Origin of the sequence: Magnetospirillum gryphiswaldense MSR-1 v2 (assembly GCF_000513295.1) — a bacterium.
Lineage (GTDB): Bacteria > Pseudomonadota > Alphaproteobacteria > Rhodospirillales > Magnetospirillaceae > Magnetospirillum > Magnetospirillum gryphiswaldense.
In genome coordinates this window covers 1,949,234-1,969,840 of record NC_023065.1, presented here as the reverse complement: position 1 = coordinate 1,969,840, position 20,607 = coordinate 1,949,234, and the positions used below count along the sequence as shown (strand labels likewise).

Genomic DNA, 20,607 nt, shown 5'->3' with positions numbered 1-20,607 from the left:
GCATCCATAACCTTAAAATCAATCTGGATGTTGCGCACCGATATTGCTTCCAAAGACGGTTTTATTAATACTTATGGTCATGGCAAAGCGCCCAGGCGCGCAGCCATTCCGCTACGCTCCACGCTTGCGAGATGCAGCCGCGCGGCAGATGTGGCGGTTCGGCGTCGAAGACTTCGCCGATACTGCCGATACCGAACTGGTCGAGATGCGGCAGCATGGCGTGCAGGTCGGCCTTGACCTGATCGGCATCGCCGGGATGGGTCTTCAGCCAGGCCTCGGCGAAGGGACCGATCAGCCAAGCCCATACCGTGCCTTGGTGATAGCTGCCGTCGCGGGCCCAGCGATCGCCGAAAAAGTGCGGCTTGTAGGCCGGATGGTCGGGAGAAAGCGAGCGCATGCCCACTGGGGTCAGCAAGTGGTTGCGCAAGGCGGCCATCACCATGGGCCAGCGGGCCGGGTCGAGCACCGCATGGGGCAATGAGATGGCAAAGAGCTGATTGGGCCGCAGGCTGCCATCGTTGCCGGCGGGACCGTCGACCACATCGAACAGATAGCCCAGGCTTTCGGCCCAGAAACGACGGTTGAAGGCGGCACGGATGCGGGCGGCGAGGGCGCGGTATGGATTGGCGTCAAGGCCCAGAAGCGCGTGCCACTCGGCCATCAGGGCGATGGCGTTGTACCACAGGGCGTTGATTTCCACCGCCTTGCCGCGGCGCGGCGTCACCACCCAATCCTCCACCTTGGCATCCATCCAGGTCAGTTGCAGCCCATCCTCGCCCTGGCGCAGCAGACCATCGGCGGGGTCCATGGCGATGCCGAAACGGGTGCCGGCCTGATGATGGCCGACGATGTCGGTCAATACCGGCAATTGGGCCCGCAGAAAGTCCAGGTCATGGGTGGCCGCCACCACCCGCCCGACGGCGTGGAAGAACCACAAGGTGGCGTCGGCGGTGTTGTACAGGCCGCTTTCGTGGCCATCGGGGAACATGTTGGGGATCAGGCCGTCGCGCACATGCTGGGCGAAGCCTTGCAGGATCAGCTTGGCTTCGTCGGCGCGCCCGGTCAGCAGGGTCAGGCCTTCCAGGGCGATCATGGTGTCGCGGCCCCAATCGGCGAACCAATGATAGCCGGCCATGATCGAGCGGGCGCCTGCAGTGGCCAGACGGTGCCGGGGGGTGACGACGAAGCTGTCGGCGGCCAGCACCAGTTCCGCCGCCGCTCCGTGGTGCAAGGCGGGATGGGCTTGGGTGACCAGGGCTTGGCGACGGCTGATCTCTGTCGCCCAGGCGTCGCCGGGGAGGGAATCGTCGCAGCCCCCAGCGGCGGTATCGTCGCATCTCAAGGTCAGTTCCGCCCCGTGGTCGCGGTCCAGGCCGCACAGCAGATGGCCGGGCGACCATAGCGGCCCCTGGCTGGGGTCTCCGCCTTCGGCTTCATTGGCATAGAACAGACTGGTGGTCAGCGTATCGGCCACCGCTTCGCCGTCCAGGCCGTCGAGGATCAGCCGAACCGGCGGGTAATCGGGGCTGGAGGCCACCAGTTCCGCCCCGTAGATCGCGGTTTCACCCCAGGCCGGGGCGGCGTTCACCGGCAGGCCGTGCGGGCGCGCCTGCATCCACGGGCGGATGGACAGGCTGCGGCAATGGCCGGCCAGCACCCGCCAGCGGGCATGGGTGATATTGCGGCCATATTCCATCACCAACCGGCGTTCGATCAGGCAATCGCCGCATTGGAACAGCCAGACCGGCAGCCCCCATTCCAGTCGAAATTCCAACAAGGTGCCGTCGGTGTCGGCCCCGGTCCCCAGGCTGAAGTGCCGGCCATCGCCCAGATGGACGATGTCTTCGACGCGGTTGACCAGCATGGTGCGGCCCAGGGGCGGCGGCAGCGCCGCCACCAACCAACCGTGATAACGGCGGATGGGTGGGCCGGTCATGGTGCCGGTGGCATAGCCGCCCAGGCCGTTGGCGATCAGCCATTCCCGCGGCGCCTGGGCCGGTTCGCTGCTGGGGTGGATGATGCGGGTGGGGATCATGGACGCGACCTTGTCGGTTGACCTGCGGCCATGGTGTGGCTTGCTTGGCATCACGGCAAGCTGGGATTTACCATCCCTGTTTTGCTAATATGAAATTTGTCGCAAGGCGTGATCGAGGCGGTGATGAGCGGTTGGGGCTGCGTGCACGAAGTCAACGAGACCTGCACCTGGGTGGCGGGCCGTCCCTGCGATCCGGGGATGAAGGGCTGTGTGCTGGCCGGACGTTTCCGCTTTTCCAACGACGACAAGAACCGTCCGCCGCGTAAGCCGACGGTGACGCCCACCCCCGACACCGATCAGGATTGATCAGCGACCGTTGTTGCCGTTGCCCAGTTCGGGCAGCCAAGTGGCGGTGCCCGAGCCTTGCGGCGGCATGCCGGCGCGGGCCTGGGCCTGGGCGATCTGTGCCGCGGTCTGCGGCGGCGGCTTTGGCGGCGCCGGGCTGCCATCAGCGGCCGGTTGCGGTTCCCCAGCGGCGGTCTGGGCTGCGGTCGCGGCGGCGTCCTCGGCCTTTTTCGCCGACTTGCCCAAGGACTTCAGGCGGTTGTCGATATTGGTGATGGCGGCGCGATCCGAATCCACCGCCTTGACCCATTCCGCCCGCTCGGCCTTCAAGGCCGCTTCCAGGGCGTCGAGGCGGGCGGTGAAGGGCTGGGTCAACTCACCCACCTTGGTCTGCGCCTCGGTGTGCATGTTGGATTTGATCTTCTCGATCTCTTCCAGCAGGTCGCGCTTGATCCACTTGGACTTCTTGTCCAATTCATCGCCCATCTTGGTCAGGCGGTCTTCCACTTCCGAATTGATCTGAACCTTGATCTCATAGGCCGACTTGACCAGGTTGGCCATGTACATCATCAGCCCGCCGCCGATGATCAGGATCACCCCGGCAGCCAAAGAGATGATGAGAACGGTGGAAAAACTCATGAAATCCGCCGGGCCGTGAGCCGTGGTGAAGGGTGGCGCCTGTTTCGACACTGTGGGTCATCGCCGATTGCAATGCAACACCTGTTGGCGGGGGTGGGATGTTTGTTGTGATGTCGCAACAAGTGGCAGTGGCGCGTCGGTTGGCGAAGATTTCATCGCAACGCGGCATGGGCTGTTGACTCCCCGGCCCCATGATCTGAATATCCGCCATTCCACATGCCCACGGGGGATGCCCATGTTCGCTCGACTGTCTCGTTTCGCCGCCTTCGCGGTGGTTGGTCTGGCCGCTGTTTCCGCCCAGGCCGAAGACAAGGTTTTGAACGTCTACAACTGGTCCGACTATATCGCCAAGGACACTTTGGAGAAGTTCACCAAGGAAACCGGCATCAAGGTGAAGTACGACACCTATGGTGACAACGAGGTCTTGGACAACAAGCTGATGACCGGTAAGTCCGGTTATGACGTGGTGTTCCCGTCGGCCTCGCCGTTCTTCGCCCAGCAGATCAAGGCCGGTGTGTTCCAGAAGTTGGATATGGCCAAGATCCCCAATGCTGGCGGTCTGGACAAGTCGGTGATGAAGAGCCTGACCGTGTCCGATCCGGGCAATGCCTATGGCGTCCCCTATATGATGGCGGCCACCGGTTTCGGCTTCAACGTCGACGCCATCAAGAAGTTGGCGCCCGATGCGCCGACCGATTCGTGGGCCATGCTGTTCGATCCGGCGGTGGTGTCGAAGCTGAAGTCGTGCGGCGTCGCCTTGCTCGACACCCCGTCTGAAGCCGTGCCGGCCATCCAGATGTTCATGGGCAAGGACCCCAATGTCCAGAACGAGGAAAACCTGAAGCTGGCCATGGAAGGCTTGGGCGCCGTGCGTCCCAATTTCCGCTACATCCATTCGGAAAAGTACCGGTCCGATCTGGCCAACGGCGATATCTGTCTGGCGCTGGGCTATGTCGGCGATCTGGTGCAGTCGCGCACCCGCGCCGCCGCCGCCAAGAAGAAGCAGAACATCCAGGTGGTCATCCCCAAGGAAGGCGCCCTGGTCAATATCGACGTGATGGCCATCCCCGCCGATGCCCCGCACGCCGACGCCGCGCACGCCTTCATCAACTTCATCCTGCGTCCCGACGTGGTCGCCGCCATCACCAACGAAACCGGCTATGCCAACGCGGTGCCGGCGTCGCTGCCCATGGTCGACCCGGAAATGGCCAAGGACCCGGTCATCTTCCCGCCAGATTCGGTGCGGGCCAAGATGATCACCCCGCCGCTGCCCGGTGGTAAGGAATACGACCGCGCCCGTTCGCGCGCCTGGTCGAAATTCCGCGCCGCCAAGAAGTAAGGACCATACCGGTGAGCCTTGCCGTTCGCCCCGAACGTGAAACCCGCCCCCCGGCCATTCAAATCCGGGGGGTGGAAAAACGCTTTGGTGACGCCACCGCCGTCGCCGGCATCGATCTGGATATCCAGGAGGGAGAGTTTTTCTCCCTCCTGGGGCCGTCCGGCTGCGGCAAGACCACGCTTTTGCGCATGATGGCCGGGTTCGAGACGCCGACGGCGGGCAAGGTGTTGATCGCCGGTGCCGACATGACCGCCGTGCCGCCCTATGAGCGGCCGGTGAACATGATGTTCCAATCCTACGCCCTGTTCCCGCACATGAACGTCGCCGACAACGTGGCGTTCGGCCTGCGTCAGGATGGGGTTGCCAAGTCCGAGATCGCCGGGCGCGTGGCCGAGGCGCTCGATCTGGTGCAGATGGGCGATTTCGCCAAGCGCAAGCCGCATCAGATGTCCGGCGGCCAGCGTCAGCGCGTCGCCCTGGCCCGCTGTCTGGTCAAGCGCCCCAAGGTGGTGCTGCTGGACGAGCCGCTCTCCGCGCTGGACAAGAAATTGCGGGAAAAGACCCAGTTCGAACTGGTCAACATCCAGGAAAAGGTCGGCATCACCTTCGTCATGGTCACCCATGACCAGGAAGAGGCCATGACCATGTCCACCCGCATCGCGGTGATGAATGCCGGGCGTATCCTGCAAGTGGGGCGCCCGCACGAGATTTATGAATATCCCACCACCCGCATGGTCGCCGATTTCATCGGCACCGCCAATTTCTTCACCGGCACGGTGGAAAATGCGGCCTCGGGGCTGGTCACCTTCCGCGCCCAGGGCATCGACGCGCCCTTGACCGTCGCCGGCGATCTGGCTCCGGGCAGTGCCGCCGCCGTCATGGTCCGACCGGAGAAAATCCAGATGGGGCGCGAGGCCGCCGCCGGTGCCGCCAATTCGGTTTCCGGCGTGGTCAAGGAAATCGCCTATCTGGGCGACGTCTCCATCTATCACGTGCGCCTGGATTCCGGCGTGGTGGTGCTGGTCACCAACGCCAATCTGCGCCACGCGGCGGAACCGGCGGTGACCTGGGAAGATCGGGTGCATCTGTCGTGGCACCCCGGCAACGCGGTCGTTCTGCCATGAGAGTGGCCAGCACCCGCCGTGACCTGGGCCGCCGCCTGGTGCTGGCGGTGCCTTATGTCTGGCTTTTGGTGTTCTTCCTGGCGCCCTTGCTGATCGTCGGCAAGATCAGCCTGTCGGAATCGCGCCTGGGCATTCCGCCCTATGAACCGCTGATCGACTGGGCGGAAAGCGGGCTGGCCATGGTCAAGGCCAGCTTCAATAATTATGCCCTGCTGTTCGAGGACGACCTTTACGTCCAGGCCTATATCCAGTCGCTGACCATCGCCGGCATTTCCACCATCTTGTGCCTGCTGATCGGCTATCCCATGGCTCTGGGTATCGCGCGGGCGCCGGAAAAAGCGCGCGGGCCGTTGCTGTTGCTGGTGATCGTGCCGTTCTGGACCTCGTTCCTGATCCGCGTTTATTCGTGGATGAGCATCCTGCGCGACGAAGGCATCCTCAACCATGCGCTGATGGGGTTGGGTCTGATCGACGAGCCGCTGGTCATCTTGAACACCGATTGGGCGGTGTATGTGGGCATCGTCTATTCCTATCTGCCGTTCATGGTGCTGCCGCTTTACGCCACCTTGGAAAAGCTGGACCCGTCGCTGTTGGAGGCCGCCGCCGATCTGGGGGCGCGGCCCATCCGTGCCTTCATCGCGGTGACGCTGCCGTTGTCGCTGCCGGGGATCGTCGCCGGCTCGCTTTTGGTGTTCGTGCCGGCGGTGGGGGAATACGTCATCCCCAATCTGTTGGGTGGCGGCGATACCCAGATGTTGGGCAAGGCGCTGTGGGACGTATTCGCCCAGACCCGCGATTGGCCCTCCGCCGCCGCCCTGGCGGTGGCCATGCTGGTGGCCCTGGTCATTCCCATCGCCTTGTTCCAGCGCCTGCAAACCCGGCTGGAAGAACAGGAGAACCGCTGATGCGCCGCTCTCCCGCCCTGTTGTCGGCCCTGCTGTTCGGCTATGCCTTCCTGTATGCGCCCATCGCCCTGTTGATGGTCTATTCCTTCAACGCCTCGCGTGAGGTCAGCGTCTGGGGCGGATTTTCCACCAAATGGTATGGCGAGCTGCTGCACAACCAGGCCTATCTGGACGCGGCTTGGCTGTCGTTGAAGATTGCCGCCACCAGCGCCACCGGCGCCCTGGTGCTGGGCACCCTGGCTGCCTTGGTTCTGGTGCGTTTCGGCAGGTTTCGCGGGCGCATGATGTTCAACGGCCTGATCACCGCGCCTTTGGTGATGCCGGAAATCATCCTGGGTCTGGCCATGCTGCTGCTGTTCGTGGCGCTGGAAGATGTGATCGGTTGGCCCGACGGGCGCGGTTTCACCACCATCGCCATCGCTCATACCACCGTCGGCATGGCCTATGCGACGGTGGTCATCCGCTCGCGGCTGGCGCAGATGGATGAAAGCCTGGAAGAGGCCGCCATGGACCTGGGCGCCCGCCCGGTCAAGGTGTTCTTCCTGATCACGCTGCCGGTCATCGCGCCATCCTTGGCGGCGGGGTGGCTGCTGGCCTTCACCTTGTCGCTGGATGACGTGGTGGTGGCGCAATTCGTCTCCGGCCCTGGCTCGACCACCTTGCCCATCGAGGTGTTTTCCTCGGTCCGCCTGGGCGTCAGCCCGCAGGTCAACGCCCTTGGCACCATCATCGTGGTGGTGGTGGCGGTGATCATCGGTCTGGCCTGGCGGCTGAGCGCGCGCAAGCAGCGTTAGGCCCCGCCCTCAGATCAGGAACAGATCGTCCAGCGCCTTGAACAGGTCGTCGCCGAAGCTCGGCCCCTTGTGCAGCACCGGCACCTTGCGCGGCAGCAGCGCCAGCGATTCGTTGTGGCTGTCGAGCGAGGTAATGACGGCGATGGGGATATTGCGGGTGCTGGGCATGGATACCAGGGCGATGGCCAGGTCGATGCCGTCCAGATGCGGCATCAGGGCCGAGATGATCACCAGATCGGGCTTGCTTTGCACCGCCAGGGAAAAGGCGTCGATGGTGTCGGGCACCACCAAGGTGCGATAACCGCATTGTTGCAGCTCGCGTTCCACATAGCGGGTCTGGGCGCCGGGCGGCATCACCAGCATGACCTCGACCTCGCGGATGGCGATGTCGGCCAGATCAAATCCCAGTTTGCGCGGCAGGGCGCGGACCAGGGTCGAGGTTTCCGTGTCCGTGTGGTCGGGATTATCGGCCAGAGCCTGCATGCGATCGATATAGGCTTGCAGGTCGTCCCAAACGCGCGGCGGCAGCACTTTGGGCGCCTGGGCCAGATAATCGTCCAGGCGGCGGGCGATGGTGGACAGGGCGCGCAGGCCGAAATTACTGGCCTGACCGCGCAATCTGAGCGCGGTACGCCGAAACTCGGCGATGACTTCGGCATCCGCCTTGTGCCCGTGCCGGGCGCTATCCAACAAGACGTCCAGTCCCTGCACCGTTTCCGAGGCTTCGTCCAGGAATTCGCGGCGCAATTCATCCGACAGGTCGTGGTAATTGGCATTCTCGGTCATGGCGGCACTTTACGGCAAAGGCGGTTGTCGAACCCACCGCAACCTTACTCCAAGCCCGTGCAGTGGGCCATCCTTTGCGGGGCCATGCGGGCAGATACTGGAGAGGTGCCAAAAGTGCATATTGCAAGCCATTGAAAAGGCGGTGATGCTATACGCACACGGCACGTATTGGGGATCATGTCTTGGGTTCGGAAAACACCATCGAACGCATCGCCAAGCGCGAGATACTAAGCTGCTCGCCTGATACCACCATTTTGGAAGCGGCGCGGGCCATGGCCCAGGCCCGCTGCTCGTCCATCATCATCACCGAAAACACCTTGCCGGTGGGAATCTGGACCGAACGCGACACCCTCGACATCGATTTCGCCGATCCCGAAAGTTTCAACCGGCCCATCGCCTCGGTGATGAGTGCGCCGATCAAGACCATCCATGGCGCCACCACCTTGGGCGATGCCGGCTTGCGTTTCCAGATGGAGGGGGTGCGCCACTTCGTCGTCGTCAACGATGCCGGCCGCGCGGTGGGGGTGATCAGTCAAAGTGATGTCATCCTGCGCCACGGGGTCGAGCATTATCTGGTGCTGCGCAATGTGGGCTCGGCCATCAACCGGCCCATGGTGAAAATTCATCCGCAGGCGTCCTTGACCGAGGCGGTGGCCCAGATCAATGCCGGCCATGCCGACGCCGCCATCGTCGTCGGCGATCATGGCGAGGCGCCGGGCATCATTACCGAGCGCGACCTCATCCGCATCATCGCCGGCGGCGACGGCCTGCCGGTGTCGGTGGGCGACATCGCCAGCCGACCGCTGATCAGCGTCTGCGAGACCGACAGCTTGCTGTCGGCCCGCAATATCCTGGAAGAACGCCACATCCGTCATCTGGCGGTGGCGACCGAGGACGGCGAGCTCAAGGGCTTGCTGTCGTTTTCCGACATCCTGGCGTCGCTGCAATACGAATACGTCCAACGTCTGGACGAGGCGCTGCGGGAACGCGACGAGGCGTTGTTGAAGTCGCGCAAGGATCTGCATCTGGCCCGCAAGGTCATCGAGGCGTCCCTGGACGGCATCATGATCTGCAATCCCAAGGGGCTGATCGAGTTCGTCAACCCCGCCTTCAGCCAATTGACCGGGTACCAGTTCGACGAAGTGGTCGGGCAGAATCCGGCGATCCTGCAATCGGGCCTGCATGAAAAGGCGTTTTACGATCGCATGTGGCAATCCCTGCACGTGCAGGGCATCTGGCAGGGCGAAATCTGGAACCGGCGCAAGACCGGCGAGGTCTATCCCGAGTGGCTGACCATCAATGTCATCCGTGACGAGGACGGCGCCATCACCCAATACGCGGCGGTATTCTCCGACATCAGCGAGCGCAAGAAGACCGAAGAGCGCATCAAGAATCTGGCCTATTTCGACGTGCTCACCGGCCTGCCCAACCGCCGGCTGTTCACCGACCGCCTGCAGGTGGCCATCGCCAACGCCCATCGCCACGGCTCGCAACTGGCCATCATGTTTTTGGACCTGGACCTGTTCAAGCGCATCAACGACAGCTTGGGCCACGGCATCGGCGATCAGGTGCTGTGCGAGGTGGCCGGGCGGCTGGAACATTGCGTGCGCGAGGGCGACACGGTGGCGCGCCTGGGCGGTGATGAATTCGTCGTCCTGCTGCCTGAACTGGATCACGTGGAAGACGCCGCCAAGCTGGCCGACCGGGTCATCAGCCACGTCAAGCAACCGCTCCGGGTCGATGAGCACGAATTGTACGTGACCACCTCGGTGGGCATCGCTGTCTATCCCGATGATGGCCTGACCGACGAAACCCTGATCAAGAACGCCGATACCGCCATGTATCGGGCCAAGGATCTGGGCCGCAATTCATACCAGCTTTATACCCCGGCCATGAACGCCCGCTCATTCGAGCGTCTGTCCATGGAGGCCTCGCTGCGCCACGCCTTGTCGCGGCATGAATTCACCTTGGTTTATCAGGGTAAGATCGACCTCAATTCGGGACGGATGTCGGGGGTCGAGGCGCTGGCCCGTTGGCGCCACCCGGAAATGGGGTTGGTGTCGCCGGTCGAGTTCATCCCGCTAGCGGAAAACATGGGGTTGATTTCGGAAATCGGCGCCTGGGTGCTGAAGGCCGCCTGCCGCCAATGCCAGTCATGGCATGAATTGGGGCTGCCGCGGGTGCGCATGGCGGTCAACGTCTCGACCCTGCAATTCCGTGAAGGCGACGTGGTTGAACTGGTCAAGCAGGCGCTGGACGAATCCGGTCTGCCGCCGCAATACCTGGAACTGGAAATCACCGAATCGGTGCTGATGCAGCGGGTCGAGGAAAACGCCCAGGTGTTGCAGGAATTGCGGGCCATGGGCATCCACATTTCCATCGACGATTTCGGCACCGGCTATTCGTCACTGTCTTACTTGAAGCGCATGCCCATCGACGCCCTGAAGATCGACCGTTCCTTCGTCAACGACATCACCGAGGACGGCGACGGCGCCGCCATCGTCTCCACCATCATCAACTTGGCCCATAATCTGAAGCTGCGGGCGGTGGCGGAAGGGGTGGAAACCCAGGAACAGGCCGATTTCCTGCGCGAACGTGGCTGTGACGAAATCCAGGGCTTCCTGGTCAGCCGCCCGGTCTCGGGCGAGGATCTGGTCAGCCTGTTCGACCGCAATTTGTTGTAGGGCAAAAGTCCCTCGGCTTTGCCGGTGTACTTTTCCCCGAACAGCTATTCTTCGTCCTGGCCCAGATTGTCCAGGCCGATGGCATCGACCAGGGCGCGCAATTCCTGACGGGCGGCGACGTTGCTGAGATTCATGTCGAAGCCGGGAATGCCGTGGCGTAAATCCAACAGCGTCAACCCTTCCAAGAACAGCGAACGATAGATCACGCGTTCACCCAAACCGGGCGCGATGCGGAAACCGATGCGCTTGGCCAGATCGACCAGCAGCTTTTCCATGGTCTGCTTGTTGCGGGCGTCCAGATGGGCCAGACGATTGCGCAGCACGATCCAGTCGACCACCGCCTTTTCGCCGCGCATGGCCCGGGTTTTCTTGGTGTCCCAAACCATTTCGGCGTAATGGCTGGGCCGGGTGATCTTCAGGGTTTCCGGCTCGACCCGCGCCAACACGTCCAGGTCGATCAGCGAATCGTTCAGGGGCGTGATCAGGGTATGGGCGAAGGAATGGCCCAGCCGCGACAGATAATGGTCCGAGCCGGGGGTATCGATGACCAGCACGTCGTGCAGCGCCGACAGTTGAGTGAAGGTTTCCAGCAGCCGGCGTTCATCCGCCTCGCGGTCGGCGGTGGGCGGAAGTGCTACGTGGTTGGGCACTTTCAGGCCCAAATGGGCCGCGTCCTTGCGGTTCTGACGGTTCTGCACATAGCGGGTCAGGGTGGCCTGACGGGCGTCCAGGTCGATGGAGCCGACACTTAATCCCCGGTTGAGCAGGCTGACGATCAGGTGCATGGACACGGTGGATTTGCCGGTACCGCCCTTTTCGTTGCCGACGACGATGACATGGGCCCGTTTGGTCATGCGTTTTCCCCTGACGCGTTGGGCCTGATCCAGACAGCGCAGTCATGAAAGGCGGCGCCGCCATTGGGTGGCACCGCATCGGCGCCGATCAGGCTGTTGATGCCCATTCCCTCGATGAAACATTCATCCGGCCAGATGCCTTCCACCGCCACCACGCCCTTGGCGATGCCGTCGGTGACCTGGGCATGGACCAGCACCGAGCCACGGGCGTTGCCCAGGCGGATGACATTGCCGTCGGTCACCCCCAAACGGCCTGCGTCTTCGGCATGGACCAGCGCCGTCGGGCGCCCGGCCAGCCGGCGCGAGGTCGGAGTTTCGGCGAAGGTGGAATTGAGGAAGTGCCGTGACGGCGGCGTGATCAGCCGGAACGGGTGTTCGGCATCGGTGGTTTCGATGTTGTCCAGGTGATCGGGCAGGGACGGCAGGCCCGCGTGATCCGGGCCGATGGCCGACCAATCGGCGGCAAAGCGGAACTTGCCGCCATGGCCGAAACCGTCGAGAAAATGGGCCTTGTCGAAAGGCAGCGCGCAATCGAGCCAGCGGGCCTTGTGGGCCTCCTCGGCGCTGGGCAGATTTGAGGCGTGCAGGCAGGCATCGATCAATTGCCATTCGTCCAGGGCGAAGCTGGCGTGGGTCGCCCCCAGCCGTCGGGCCAGTTGGTTGATCAGCCAGTGGTTGGACCTAGCCTCGCCCACCGGCGCGATCACCGGCTTGGCCACCTGCAGGAAGGTGTGGCCATAGGCGGTGTACAGATCGGCATGTTCGACAAAGGTGGTGGCCGGCAGCACCAGATCGGCGAAGCGCGCCGTCTGCGTCATCATCTGTTCGTGCACCGCCAGAAACAGATCGTCGCGGGCCAGACCGCGCCACACCTTGGCGGTATCGGGGGCGACATTGGCCGGATTGCTGTTTTGCACCAGCATGGCGGTGACCGGCGGCCCGCCCATCAGGGCATCGGCTTCGTTGGTCAGGATGGCGCCGATGCGGCTCATGTCCAATTGGCGGGCGTCGGAGGCGGGCAGGTCCAGCCCGTCCATCAGCGTGCGGTCGAGGACGAAACCGCCCGACAGGCTTTGGGTGGCGCCGCCGCCTTCATATTGCCACGCCCCGGTCAGCACCGGCAGGCAGGATACCGCGTGCAGGCTGACGGCGCCGTTGCGCGACCGGCTCATGCCATAGCCCAGGCGGATCAGACTGCGCTTGGTGGTGCCGTAGTGACGGGCGAAGGCCTCGATGGTCGTCGCTTCCAGGCCGGTGATCGCCGCCGCCCAAGCGGGGCCGCGCGTCGCCACATGGGCGCGCAACGCCTCGGTGCCGTCGCCCATGCGGGCCACATAGGCGGCGTCGATCAGATCGTCGCGGAACAGCACATGCATGACGGCGCAGGCCAGGGCGGCGTCGGTACCGGGGCGCAGCATCAGGTGCAGATCGGCCTTTTCGGCGGTGGGGGTGCGATAGGGATCGACCACCACCACCTTGGCGCCGTGGCTTTTGCGCGCCCTTGCCATCAGCCCCATCAGATGCACCTGGGTGGCCGCCGGGTTGGCGCCCCAGATGACGATCAGCTCGCTTTTGGCCATTTCGCGCGAATCGACGCTGCGCTTGGCCCCGACCCCGGCCATCCAGCCGGCGCTGGCGATGGAGGCACAGATGGTCAGCCCCTGGCGTGAATAGCCCATTTCTCGGCGCAGGCGGTTGGCCGCGCCCATCTGCAGCAAGCCCATGCTGCCGCCATAGACATAGGGCCAGACCGCTTCCGGCCCATGGGTATCGGCGGCCAGACGGAAGCGATGGGCGATCTCGTCCACGGCCTCGTCCCAGGAAATGGGGGCGAAGCGACCCGATCCCTTGTCGCCCACCCGGCGCAGCGGCTGGGTGACGCGGTCGGGGTGGTGGATGCGCTCGGCATAGCGGGCGACCTTGGCGCAGATGACGCCCTCGGTATAGGGCATCTTGCCGCCATGCAGGCGACCGACGCGACCATCTTGCCCCACCTCGACATCGACGGGGCAGGCGGACGGGCAATCATGCGGGCAGACGGACGGCAAACTGAGCATGGGCGCACAATAGCCAAGCCGGGCGCGGGCGGCAACGCCCCCGGCACGCGTGCCCACGCCTTTTGCAGAGCCTTTGCGCCCCCGCTTGGTGATGGTATTGTTGCGCGACATGTTGAGGCCAAGCTTGCAAAAAAGGACCAGCCATTGATGGACGGGGGGATTGAGCGGATCGATTGCGCCGTCATCGGCGCCGGCATCGTCGGTCTGGCCGCTGCCCGTGCCCTGGCCTTGGCTGGGCGCGAGGTGCTGGTGCTGGAGGCCTCGGGCGCCATCGGCGGCGGTATCTCGTCGCGCAATTCCGAGGTCATCCATGCCGGTATGTACTATCCCGCCGGCAGCCTGAAGGCACGCTTGTGCGTGGCTGGCAACGCGCTTTTGCGCCGTTTCGCCGACGATCACGGCGTGCCCTATGCCCTGTGCGGCAAACTGATCGTCGCCACCAGCGCCGAGGAGCAGGCCAAGCTGGACGATATCCTGGAAAAGGGGCGGGCCAACGGCGTCTCCGGGCTGTCCGCCATCACCGCTGGCTTGGCCATGGAGATGGAGCCGCAGCTTTCCTGCACGGCCGCTCTGTTTTCCGCCCATACCGGCATCATCGATACCCATGCGCTGATGTTGGCCCTGCAAGGGGTGGTGGAAAGCAAGGGCGGTTCGGTGGCCCTGCATGCCCCGGTCATCGGCGGGCAAGCTGGCGAGGACGGTGTGTTGTTGCAGGTGGGCGGGGCCGAGCCCATGCGGCTGTTGGCCCGCACCGTGATCATCGCCGGCGGCCTGTCGTCGTGCCCGCTGGCCCGGTCCTTGGGGCTGGCCAAGGTGCCGCAAGAGCATCTGTGCAAGGGCAATTACTTCACTCTGACCGGCAAGATGCCGTTTTCGCGGCTGGTCTATCCGGTGCCGGTTTCTGCCGGGCTGGGGGTGCATTACACCCTGGACATGGCCGGGCGTGGCCGCTTTGGCCCCGATGTGGAATGGATCGAGGCCGAGGATTACCGGGTCGATCCCGCCCGGGCCGACCTTTTTTATGCCGCCATCCGCCGCTATTGGCCCGATCTGGTCGATGGCGCGTTGGAACCGGCCTATGCCGGCATCCGCCCCAAGATCAACGCCGCCCATGAAGCCGCCGCCGATTTCGCCGTCCACGGTCCCGCCGATCATGGCGCGGCGGGGGTGGTGGCGCTGTACGGTATCGAATCCCCCGGCCTGACCGCCTCCCTGGCCCTGGCCGAACTGGTGCGGGAGATGGCAGCATGAACCGGCTTGCCACCCTGATTGCGCTTTCGCTGCTACTGGCCGCGCCGGGGGCCCTTGCCCTGGAAAAGCCCCGCGACTGGCAGCCGCCGCCCATCGAATCGGTGCCCAATCACCGCGAGATGTGGCGGTCGGTGATCATCGAACTGGGCCGTTACGCCAAGTCGCGCAAACCCGATTTCGTCGTTCTGGTCAGGAACGGCACCGAATTGGTGGTCAAGGGCGAACGCGAGGCGGAATGGGACGAAGTCCAAGATCCCGACGGCAGATTCTTTGAAAAGCGCCATCCGCTGGGGCAGCCGTTCCGCCCTTACGTCAACGCCATCGACGGGTTGGTGCTGGACAACCTTTATTGCGGCCCGGAAGCCTTCGGCAAGCCTTTGGACAAAGCTATTCAGGAACAGCGCGACCTGGATCGGGTGCTGGCCGACGAGCGGGCCAAGGGCATCCATCGCCCGGCAACACCGCAGCCGCTGGGGCCGTTCAGTATCGATCCGGTCGAGGAACTGCGCCGTGCCGCCGAGGTCAAGCGGCAGGCGGAAAAGCTGGAACGCCAGCGCCGTACGGTCTATGCGGTGGACGCCCTGCGTCAGGCCGGGCGGCGGATATTGTCGCTGGAAAGCTGCAAGGGTGCCAAGGAGTCCCAATCCGCCTATGCGGATGCCGTCCGCGACAAGGTGCTGACCTATGCTCATAGCGGCAACGACACCCTAAACCTGATCCCATCCGGCCATCCCTGGGGCGAGAACCCGGCCCCCATCCCCACCTTGAACCAAGCCCGCAACTGGCTGCCGGTGCTGCGTGCCGACCAGTTCGGCAGCAAGGCGGAATGGGTGACGGCGCTGGAACGCAGCAATCACGACATGCTGCTGGTGGACGTGGCCTATCGCGGCGTCGACGGTCTGGCTTTCGCCGACACTCTTCGGCTGAAATACAAGAAGCTGGGGTCGCGGCGGCTGGTTTTCGCCGTGTTGTCGCTGGGCCGCGCCTATGACTGGCGCTGGTATTGGCAAAAAGATTGGCAGACCGGCAACCCGCCCTTCCTGTTCGCTCCCGATGAAGCCGATCCCGGCGCCTATGTCACCCGCATGGAAGACGCCAAGTGGAAGGAATTGCTGGGCAAGACCCTGGAGGGCATCATCAAGGCCGGCTTCGATGGTGTGGTGTTGGACGATACCGACACCTATCTGTGGTTTGAAGAATTGATGCCGCTGCGGTGATCTGGATGATGAAATGCTGAAAACCGCCCGGTCCTACGAAGAAGCCTGCCGCACCTTTCGCTGGCGGCTGCCCGATCGTTACAACATGGCCTTCGACGTCTGTGACCGTCAGACCATGGCCGGCGCCGATGGTCATCGCACTGCCCTGATCGTCGAAATCGCCGACGGCGTGGTCGAGCGCTATACCTTCCACATGCTGCGGCTGTTGTCCAACCGTGTCGCCAATGCACTGACGGCGCGCGGCATCGGCCTGGGCGACCGGGTGGCGGTGGCCTTGCCGCAATCGGTCGAGGCGGCGGCGGTGGTGCTCGGCGTGTTGAAGATGGGGGCGGTGCTGGTGCCCTTGCCCCTGTCCCTGGGCGAGGAGCCCTTGGCTTGGCGTCTGGCCGATTCGGGGGCGCGGGCGGTGATCGTCGCCGATTTCATGCTGCCCCGGCTGCAAGGGGCCCGTCAGGGAGCCCTGGCGCTGGAGACCGTTTTGGTCAATAGCGAGGCTGGGGGCGAAACCGGAGGCGCTGACGATCTGTGGGCGGTATTGCAGCAATCCAGCGATGCTTTCACCCCGCTGGTGACGGCCCTCGACAGCCCGGCCTTGCTGGTCTATCCCGACCATGCCATGGGCAAGCCCACCGGCATCCTGCACGGCCATGGCGCCCTGCTCGGCAATCTGCCGGCGGTGGAGTTGGGCTTGGGTTTCTTCCCCCAGTTCGGCGACATCCTGTGGACCTCGGCCGATTGGATGAGCTTTCCCGCCCTGATGTGGGCGGTGCTGCCGTCCTGGCATCATGGGGTGCCGGTGGTGGCCGGCCCTCATGGCCAGGATGCCGAGGCCCATCTGGGCCTGATGGCCCGTCACGGCGTACGGGTGGCGTGGATGCCGCCGGTCGATCTGGCGCGGCTGACCGGTCTTGCCGCCACCCGGGCCCATCCGTTGCCGCGCGTGCTGGGCAGTGGACCGCAGCCCTTGGCCGCCGGCCTGCGCGATCAGGTGGCCAAGGTATTCGGTATCGCCGCCCACGAAATCTGGGGCAGTCTGGAAATCGGTGCCGCCGTCGCCAATAACGCCGCCATCATGGAAATCCGCCCCGGCTCACCCGGCAAGGCGGCGCCCGGCATCACCGTCGAGGCGGTGGATCCCGCCGGGCGGGTGTTGCGGGCCGGCGATCCCGGCTTTTTGGCCCTGGCGCCCAACGCTCCGGCGGCCTGTCTGGGGCGCTGGGGGCGCGATTCCTGGCATGGTGCCAAGCTGATCAATGGTTGGCTGCCGTCGCTGGTGGCCGGTCATCGGGATTTGGACGGCTATATCTGGCCCGATGCCATGGCGCCCTTGCCCGGCATCGTCATGGTCGATGGCCAGCCGGTGGCCTTGGCCGAAACCGAGGCGGCCTTGACCTGGCATCCCCGGGTCACCGCCGCCGGCATGGCGATGCAGGCTGATGGTGGGTTGAAGGCCTATATCGTCGCGGCGGCGGGCGGTGGAGACGTCTATCTGGCGCGCGATCTGCAAGCCTGGGTGGCCCAACGACGCGGTCTGCACGAGGTGCCGGGGCGGGTCGAATTCGTCGACGCCATCCCCTTGCGCGCCGACGGCAGCACCGACGTCGAGGAATTGCTGGCCCGCCCGGTGCGTCTGGATGCCCCCGATCCGGACGAGCGGATTTAACTTGGTATCAGGCCCAGGCGGGCGCCGTGATAATCGCGGTTGGCCCAGTGCGGATGGTCCAGGCACCAGCGGATGGTGGCGGCGATGCCGTCGGCGAAATCGGTGCGCGGCTGCCAGTCCAGGGCGCGGCGGGCATGGCTGGGATCGATACCGTAGCGGCGGTCATGTCCCGGACGGTCGGTGACGAACTGGATCAGGCGGGCATAAGGGCCGACCGGATCGGGACGCCATTGATCCAATTGGGCGCAGATGGCCTTGACCACCTCCAGATTGCTGTGTTCGCGCCCCGATCCAAACAGATAGGTGCCCCCCGGCTCGCCGTGGTCCAAGACGGCCATCAGGCCGGCGGCGTGGTCGTCCACATAAAGCCAGTCACGCCGGTTGCCGCCATCGCCATAAAGGGGCAGGGGGTGACCGGCCAAGGCCTTTTGGATCACCAGCGGCATCAGCTTTTCCGGGAACTGCCAGGGGCCATAATTATTGCTGCAATTGGTGACGATCACCGGCAACCCGTAGGTGGCCATCCATGCCCGCGCCAAGTGGTCCGCCGCCGCCTTACTGGCTGAATAGGGCGAATTGGGGCGATAGGGTGAGCTGGCGGTGAAGGCCGGCTCGTCCGCCTCCAGGCTGCCGAACACTTCGTCAGTGGAAACGTGGACAAAGCGGAAGTCGTCGGGCCGCCCCCGCTCCCCCCAGAACCGCCGCGTCGCTTCCAGCAATTGGAAGGTGCCGACCATGTTGTGTTCAATGAACTCGAGCGGAGTGTCGATGGAACGATCCACATGGGTTTCCGCCGCCAGATGAAACACCGCACGCGGGGCGTGCTGGGCGAAGACGGCATCCAGGGCGGTGGCGTCGCGGATATCGGCCTGGATGAAGACGGCCTGGGCGGGCAGGGCCTGCAGGCAGGCGGCATAGCCCAGACGGTCAAGGGCAATGACGGTCTCGTCCCCCCGCGCGGTCAGCTGGCGACACAGGGCGGACCCGATAAAGCCAGCCGCCCCGGTGACCAAAATCGACATGTCAGGCTTGCTCCGGCTGAGTTCAGAAAGACTTAACCCTAAGCTGCCATGAATAAATGCACAATTCGTTGATTTTGTGGGCCGTTGCGCCTTGGGGGGAAAGGGAGTAAGTTTTTTAGGGCTTCCGGCAACGGTCCTTATCAATGGATCGATTAGGTTTCCCCCGGTTGATTTTACTAATGCTTTCGGCAGGCGCATCAAAGCCGCCGCCGCATCCAAGCAGGAGGAACCATGTCCGACACGACTACTCTGTCCGCCATCGAGGAACAGGCCTTTCAATTGTCCCGCGCCGCCATCATGCTGGATCAGGCCAAGGCCGACCGTTCCAAGCTGGAGGAAGCGTTGGAGCTGAACATGGCGGTGTGGGTGGCTTTGCGCACCCTGATCACCAGCGACGGCTGCTCGGCCTCGTCGCAGGTGGTGGAAAATCTGATCCGTCTGGCCAATTTCGTCGCTGAAAAGACCATAGCTGGCGCCGCCGCCGCCACCGATGCCAGCATCGACGCGCTGATCAACGTCAACCTGCAGATTTCCGAAGGTCTGTTGGAAGGCAACAAGGTCTAATCTCGCTGCCACGGGATGCCGGAGAGAGTTCCGGCTTTCCCTTCGGCACGAACGCCAACCCGGCTGGGATATTCCAAGCCGGGTTTGTTGTGTTTGCCGTCAATTATCTTGGTCTGGCGCGGCCAATGCCCAATTATCTTGGTCTGGCGCGGCCAATGCCGCGACGCCTGACATCATTCATCAGCGTCTGTTCCACATGGCGGCCCTGGAACAAGGTGATGCCGACCGAATGGCCGTATTCGATGGCCGACGGCGTGTCGCAGCGGGCCAGGATGATGCGGGTGACGCCGATCCGGCGCAACGCGTCGGTCTTCTGGTCCTTCTCGTCGGTCAGCGACGGATCCCAGATCAGCTTGATCAGGTCGGCGCCCAGCCGCTCGCGGTCGACGAAGGGCAGCATGGAATAGGCCAGACCGTCGACGCAAATGCGATAGCCGCGGTCGTGGGCGAAGTCGCGGGCGAACAGATAGGCGCCCAGATCGGCGAAGATATCGACCTTTTGCAGTTCCAGCACGATGGTGCCGCGCATACCGGCCTTGACGTTATCGTCAAACACCATGAATTCCGGCGACAGGATGGTCGACACGTTCAGATTGATGCTGATGTCGCCTTCCAAGGTGCGGTCGTCGTGCTTGTTGAGCAAGGACAGTACCCGGCGGTCCAGGGTCTCCGTCAATTGCTGGAACAGCCAGGGGCTGGAATTCATGTTGACGTTGGGCATCAACGTTTGCCGCAGATCGGCGATGGAAATGAACAATTCGTGGAAGACCGGTTGCGGCGGCGACTGTCCGACGATGGCGCACACCGCCTGGCGGCGCATCAGATTGGACAGGTCGGCCTGTCCCAGTCCGGCTTCGACCCGGGCCAACAATTCCGGCGTGAACGGCGCGCCCTTGGGTTTGGCCAGGGCGCGCATTTCCAGCCCGGCCTGTTCCTGCTCGGCCCGGCGCCGCGCCTGTTCCTCGGCCAGCATGCGCTGGGCCAGGGCGACCAGGACGTCGTATTCCTTTTCCAGGTCGTACCAGGTGCACAACGTGCCCTTCTGCGCGTCGTCGATGATCAACTGGTCGTCGGAAAACAAAAAGCGCAGCTTGACGATGGACGATTCGACCTCGTCCTGGGCCTGAGCCTTGTAGACCACCATCAGGTCGGCGTTGCCCAGGGTGAAGGCCTGGGCTTGCAGCATCTTGACCAGATTGTCGAAGGTGGCGGCGGCGATGCGCAAATGCTGCTCGCGCTGGTTCTGCTTGGACAATCCCGACAGGTGGATGTGCACGGCGCGGCGGTCGGACCGGTGGCGTTCCAAACGGTTCAGATAATCCAGCAGCAGGTGTTCCTGGCTGGCGACACGGGCTTTGGCGATGGGCGGGCTTCCAAGCATGGGCGAC

At 64.0% G+C, this 20,607-nt stretch carries 17 protein-coding genes; 10 read left to right on the top strand and 7 right to left on the bottom strand.

The features are described from left to right. Positions 1–64: 64 nt before the first annotated feature. On the bottom strand, positions 65–2,035 hold the full coding sequence (locus MGMSRV2_RS09305) for an amylo-alpha-1,6-glucosidase (protein ID WP_024080098.1): 1,971 nt from the start codon (positions 2,033–2,035) through the stop codon (positions 65–67). 96 nt (positions 2,036–2,131) lie between these two features. Here MGMSRV2_RS09305 and MGMSRV2_RS09300 point away from each other — a divergent pair, with 96 nt between their 5' ends. Then, a complete protein-coding gene (locus MGMSRV2_RS09300; RefSeq protein WP_197538558.1) occupies positions 2,132–2,341 on the top strand; it encodes a hypothetical protein in 210 nt (69 codons plus the stop codon). Here the strand turns inward: MGMSRV2_RS09300 and MGMSRV2_RS09295 are convergent, their stop codons facing one another. Then, positions 2,342–2,959 (bottom strand): hypothetical protein, encoded by a 618-nt coding sequence (locus tag MGMSRV2_RS09295; protein WP_024080096.1) that lies wholly within the window; start codon positions 2,957–2,959, stop codon positions 2,342–2,344. Between the two features lie 235 nt (positions 2,960–3,194). On the opposite strand from MGMSRV2_RS09295, the gene MGMSRV2_RS09290 reads away from it, so the two are divergent. Genes MGMSRV2_RS09290 through MGMSRV2_RS09275 form a run of 4 tightly spaced genes read left to right on the top strand, consistent with a single transcriptional unit; the run spans position 3,195 to position 7,121 of the window. Continuing rightward, positions 3,195–4,298 (top strand): extracellular solute-binding protein, encoded by a 1,104-nt coding sequence (locus tag MGMSRV2_RS09290; protein ID WP_024080095.1) that lies wholly within the window; start codon positions 3,195–3,197, stop codon positions 4,296–4,298. 11 nt (positions 4,299–4,309) lie between these two features. Further along, on the top strand, positions 4,310–5,422 hold the full coding sequence (locus MGMSRV2_RS09285; RefSeq protein ID WP_024080094.1) for an ABC transporter ATP-binding protein: 1,113 nt from the start codon (positions 4,310–4,312) through the stop codon (positions 5,420–5,422). Beyond that, entirely contained in the window at positions 5,419–6,327 is a 909-nt protein-coding gene (locus MGMSRV2_RS09280) for an ABC transporter permease subunit (protein WP_024080093.1), read from the top strand. The genes MGMSRV2_RS09285 and MGMSRV2_RS09280 overlap by 4 nt, the downstream gene beginning before the upstream one ends. Continuing rightward, positions 6,327–7,121 carry an ABC transporter permease subunit gene (locus tag MGMSRV2_RS09275; RefSeq protein ID WP_024080092.1) on the top strand — a complete coding sequence of 265 codons (795 nt, stop codon included), beginning with the start codon at positions 6,327–6,329 and terminating at the stop codon, positions 7,119–7,121. The genes MGMSRV2_RS09280 and MGMSRV2_RS09275 overlap by 1 nt, the downstream gene beginning before the upstream one ends. A gap of 9 nt (positions 7,122–7,130) precedes the next feature. Here MGMSRV2_RS09275 and MGMSRV2_RS09270 read toward each other — a convergent pair whose 3' ends face one another. Continuing rightward, positions 7,131–7,907, bottom strand: coding sequence for an Hpt domain-containing protein (locus MGMSRV2_RS09270; RefSeq protein ID WP_024080091.1), 777 nt, complete (start codon positions 7,905–7,907; stop codon positions 7,131–7,133). A gap of 182 nt (positions 7,908–8,089) precedes the next feature. Here MGMSRV2_RS09270 and MGMSRV2_RS09265 point away from each other — a divergent pair, with 182 nt between their 5' ends. Further along, a complete protein-coding gene (locus MGMSRV2_RS09265; protein ID WP_024080090.1) occupies positions 8,090–10,591 on the top strand; it encodes an EAL domain-containing protein in 2,502 nt (833 codons plus the stop codon). A 44-nt stretch (positions 10,592–10,635) separates the two neighbouring features. Here the strand turns inward: MGMSRV2_RS09265 and mipZ1 are convergent, their stop codons facing one another. Both mipZ1 and MGMSRV2_RS09255 read right to left on the bottom strand, forming a co-directional pair. Then, a complete protein-coding gene (gene mipZ1 / locus MGMSRV2_RS09260) occupies positions 10,636–11,445 on the bottom strand; it encodes a division plane-positioning ATPase MipZ1 (RefSeq protein WP_024080089.1) in 810 nt (269 codons plus the stop codon). Continuing rightward, positions 11,442–13,502 (bottom strand): molybdopterin-containing oxidoreductase family protein, encoded by a 2,061-nt coding sequence (locus MGMSRV2_RS09255; protein WP_041634283.1) that lies wholly within the window; start codon positions 13,500–13,502, stop codon positions 11,442–11,444. The genes mipZ1 and MGMSRV2_RS09255 overlap by 4 nt, the downstream gene beginning before the upstream one ends. Before the next feature lie 147 nt (positions 13,503–13,649). Between MGMSRV2_RS09255 and MGMSRV2_RS09250 the strand changes: the two genes are divergently transcribed. Genes MGMSRV2_RS09250 through MGMSRV2_RS09240 form a run of 3 tightly spaced genes read left to right on the top strand, consistent with a single transcriptional unit; the run spans position 13,650 to position 17,633 of the window. Continuing rightward, a complete protein-coding gene (locus MGMSRV2_RS09250; protein ID WP_024080087.1) occupies positions 13,650–14,753 on the top strand; it encodes an NAD(P)/FAD-dependent oxidoreductase in 1,104 nt (367 codons plus the stop codon). Continuing rightward, on the top strand, positions 14,750–15,970 hold the full coding sequence (locus MGMSRV2_RS09245; protein ID WP_024080086.1) for a hypothetical protein: 1,221 nt from the start codon (positions 14,750–14,752) through the stop codon (positions 15,968–15,970). Before MGMSRV2_RS09250 ends, MGMSRV2_RS09245 begins: the two co-directional genes overlap by 4 nt. Positions 15,971–15,983: 13 nt before the next feature. Beyond that, positions 15,984–17,633: an AMP-binding protein gene (locus tag MGMSRV2_RS09240; protein ID WP_024080085.1), complete on the top strand. Its 1,650-nt coding sequence runs from the start codon at positions 15,984–15,986 to the stop codon at positions 17,631–17,633. Here the strand turns inward: MGMSRV2_RS09240 and rfbB are convergent. Next, on the bottom strand, positions 17,630–18,655 hold the full coding sequence (rfbB, locus tag MGMSRV2_RS09235; RefSeq protein ID WP_024080084.1) for a dTDP-glucose 4,6-dehydratase: 1,026 nt from the start codon (positions 18,653–18,655) through the stop codon (positions 17,630–17,632). The genes MGMSRV2_RS09240 and rfbB overlap by 4 nt on opposite strands. 231 nt (positions 18,656–18,886) lie before the next feature. Between rfbB and MGMSRV2_RS09230 the strand changes: the two genes are divergently transcribed. After that, positions 18,887–19,219 (top strand): flagellar biosynthesis regulator FlaF, encoded by a 333-nt coding sequence (locus MGMSRV2_RS09230; protein ID WP_024080083.1) that lies wholly within the window; start codon positions 18,887–18,889, stop codon positions 19,217–19,219. A gap of 133 nt (positions 19,220–19,352) precedes the next feature. On the opposite strand, the gene MGMSRV2_RS09225 is transcribed toward MGMSRV2_RS09230, so the two are convergent. Continuing rightward, entirely contained in the window at positions 19,353–20,600 is a 1,248-nt protein-coding gene (locus tag MGMSRV2_RS09225) for an EAL domain-containing protein (RefSeq protein ID WP_024080082.1), read from the bottom strand. Positions 20,601–20,607: the final 7 nt, after the last annotated feature.

Excerpts from the sequence above, each read along its gene's own strand:
- MGMSRV2_RS09305 (WP_024080098.1), bottom strand. The coding sequence starts at position 2,035 with ATGATCCCCACCCGCATCATCCACCCCAGCAGCGAACCGGCCCAGGCG.
- MGMSRV2_RS09295 (WP_024080096.1), bottom strand. The coding sequence starts at position 2,959 with ATGAGTTTTTCCACCGTTCTCATCATCTCTTTGGCTGCCGGGGTGATC.
- MGMSRV2_RS09290 (WP_024080095.1), top strand. The coding sequence starts at position 3,195 with ATGTTCGCTCGACTGTCTCGTTTCGCCGCCTTCGCGGTGGTTGGTCTG.
- MGMSRV2_RS09280 (WP_024080093.1), top strand. The coding sequence starts at position 5,419 with ATGAGAGTGGCCAGCACCCGCCGTGACCTGGGCCGCCGCCTGGTGCTG.
- MGMSRV2_RS09275 (WP_024080092.1), top strand. The coding sequence starts at position 6,327 with ATGCGCCGCTCTCCCGCCCTGTTGTCGGCCCTGCTGTTCGGCTATGCC.
- MGMSRV2_RS09270 (WP_024080091.1), bottom strand. The coding sequence starts at position 7,907 with ATGACCGAGAATGCCAATTACCACGACCTGTCGGATGAATTGCGCCGC.
- mipZ1 (WP_024080089.1), bottom strand. The coding sequence starts at position 11,445 with ATGACCAAACGGGCCCATGTCATCGTCGTCGGCAACGAAAAGGGCGGT.
- MGMSRV2_RS09255 (WP_041634283.1), bottom strand. The coding sequence starts at position 13,502 with ATGCTCAGTTTGCCGTCCGTCTGCCCGCATGATTGCCCGTCCGCCTGC.
- MGMSRV2_RS09250 (WP_024080087.1), top strand. The coding sequence starts at position 13,650 with ATGGACGGGGGGATTGAGCGGATCGATTGCGCCGTCATCGGCGCCGGC.
- MGMSRV2_RS09245 (WP_024080086.1), top strand. The coding sequence starts at position 14,750 with ATGAACCGGCTTGCCACCCTGATTGCGCTTTCGCTGCTACTGGCCGCG.
- MGMSRV2_RS09240 (WP_024080085.1), top strand. The coding sequence starts at position 15,984 with ATGCTGAAAACCGCCCGGTCCTACGAAGAAGCCTGCCGCACCTTTCGC.
- rfbB (WP_024080084.1), bottom strand. The coding sequence starts at position 18,655 with ATGTCGATTTTGGTCACCGGGGCGGCTGGCTTTATCGGGTCCGCCCTG.
- MGMSRV2_RS09230 (WP_024080083.1), top strand. The coding sequence starts at position 18,887 with ATGTCCGACACGACTACTCTGTCCGCCATCGAGGAACAGGCCTTTCAA.
- MGMSRV2_RS09225 (WP_024080082.1), bottom strand. The coding sequence starts at position 20,600 with ATGCTTGGAAGCCCGCCCATCGCCAAAGCCCGTGTCGCCAGCCAGGAA.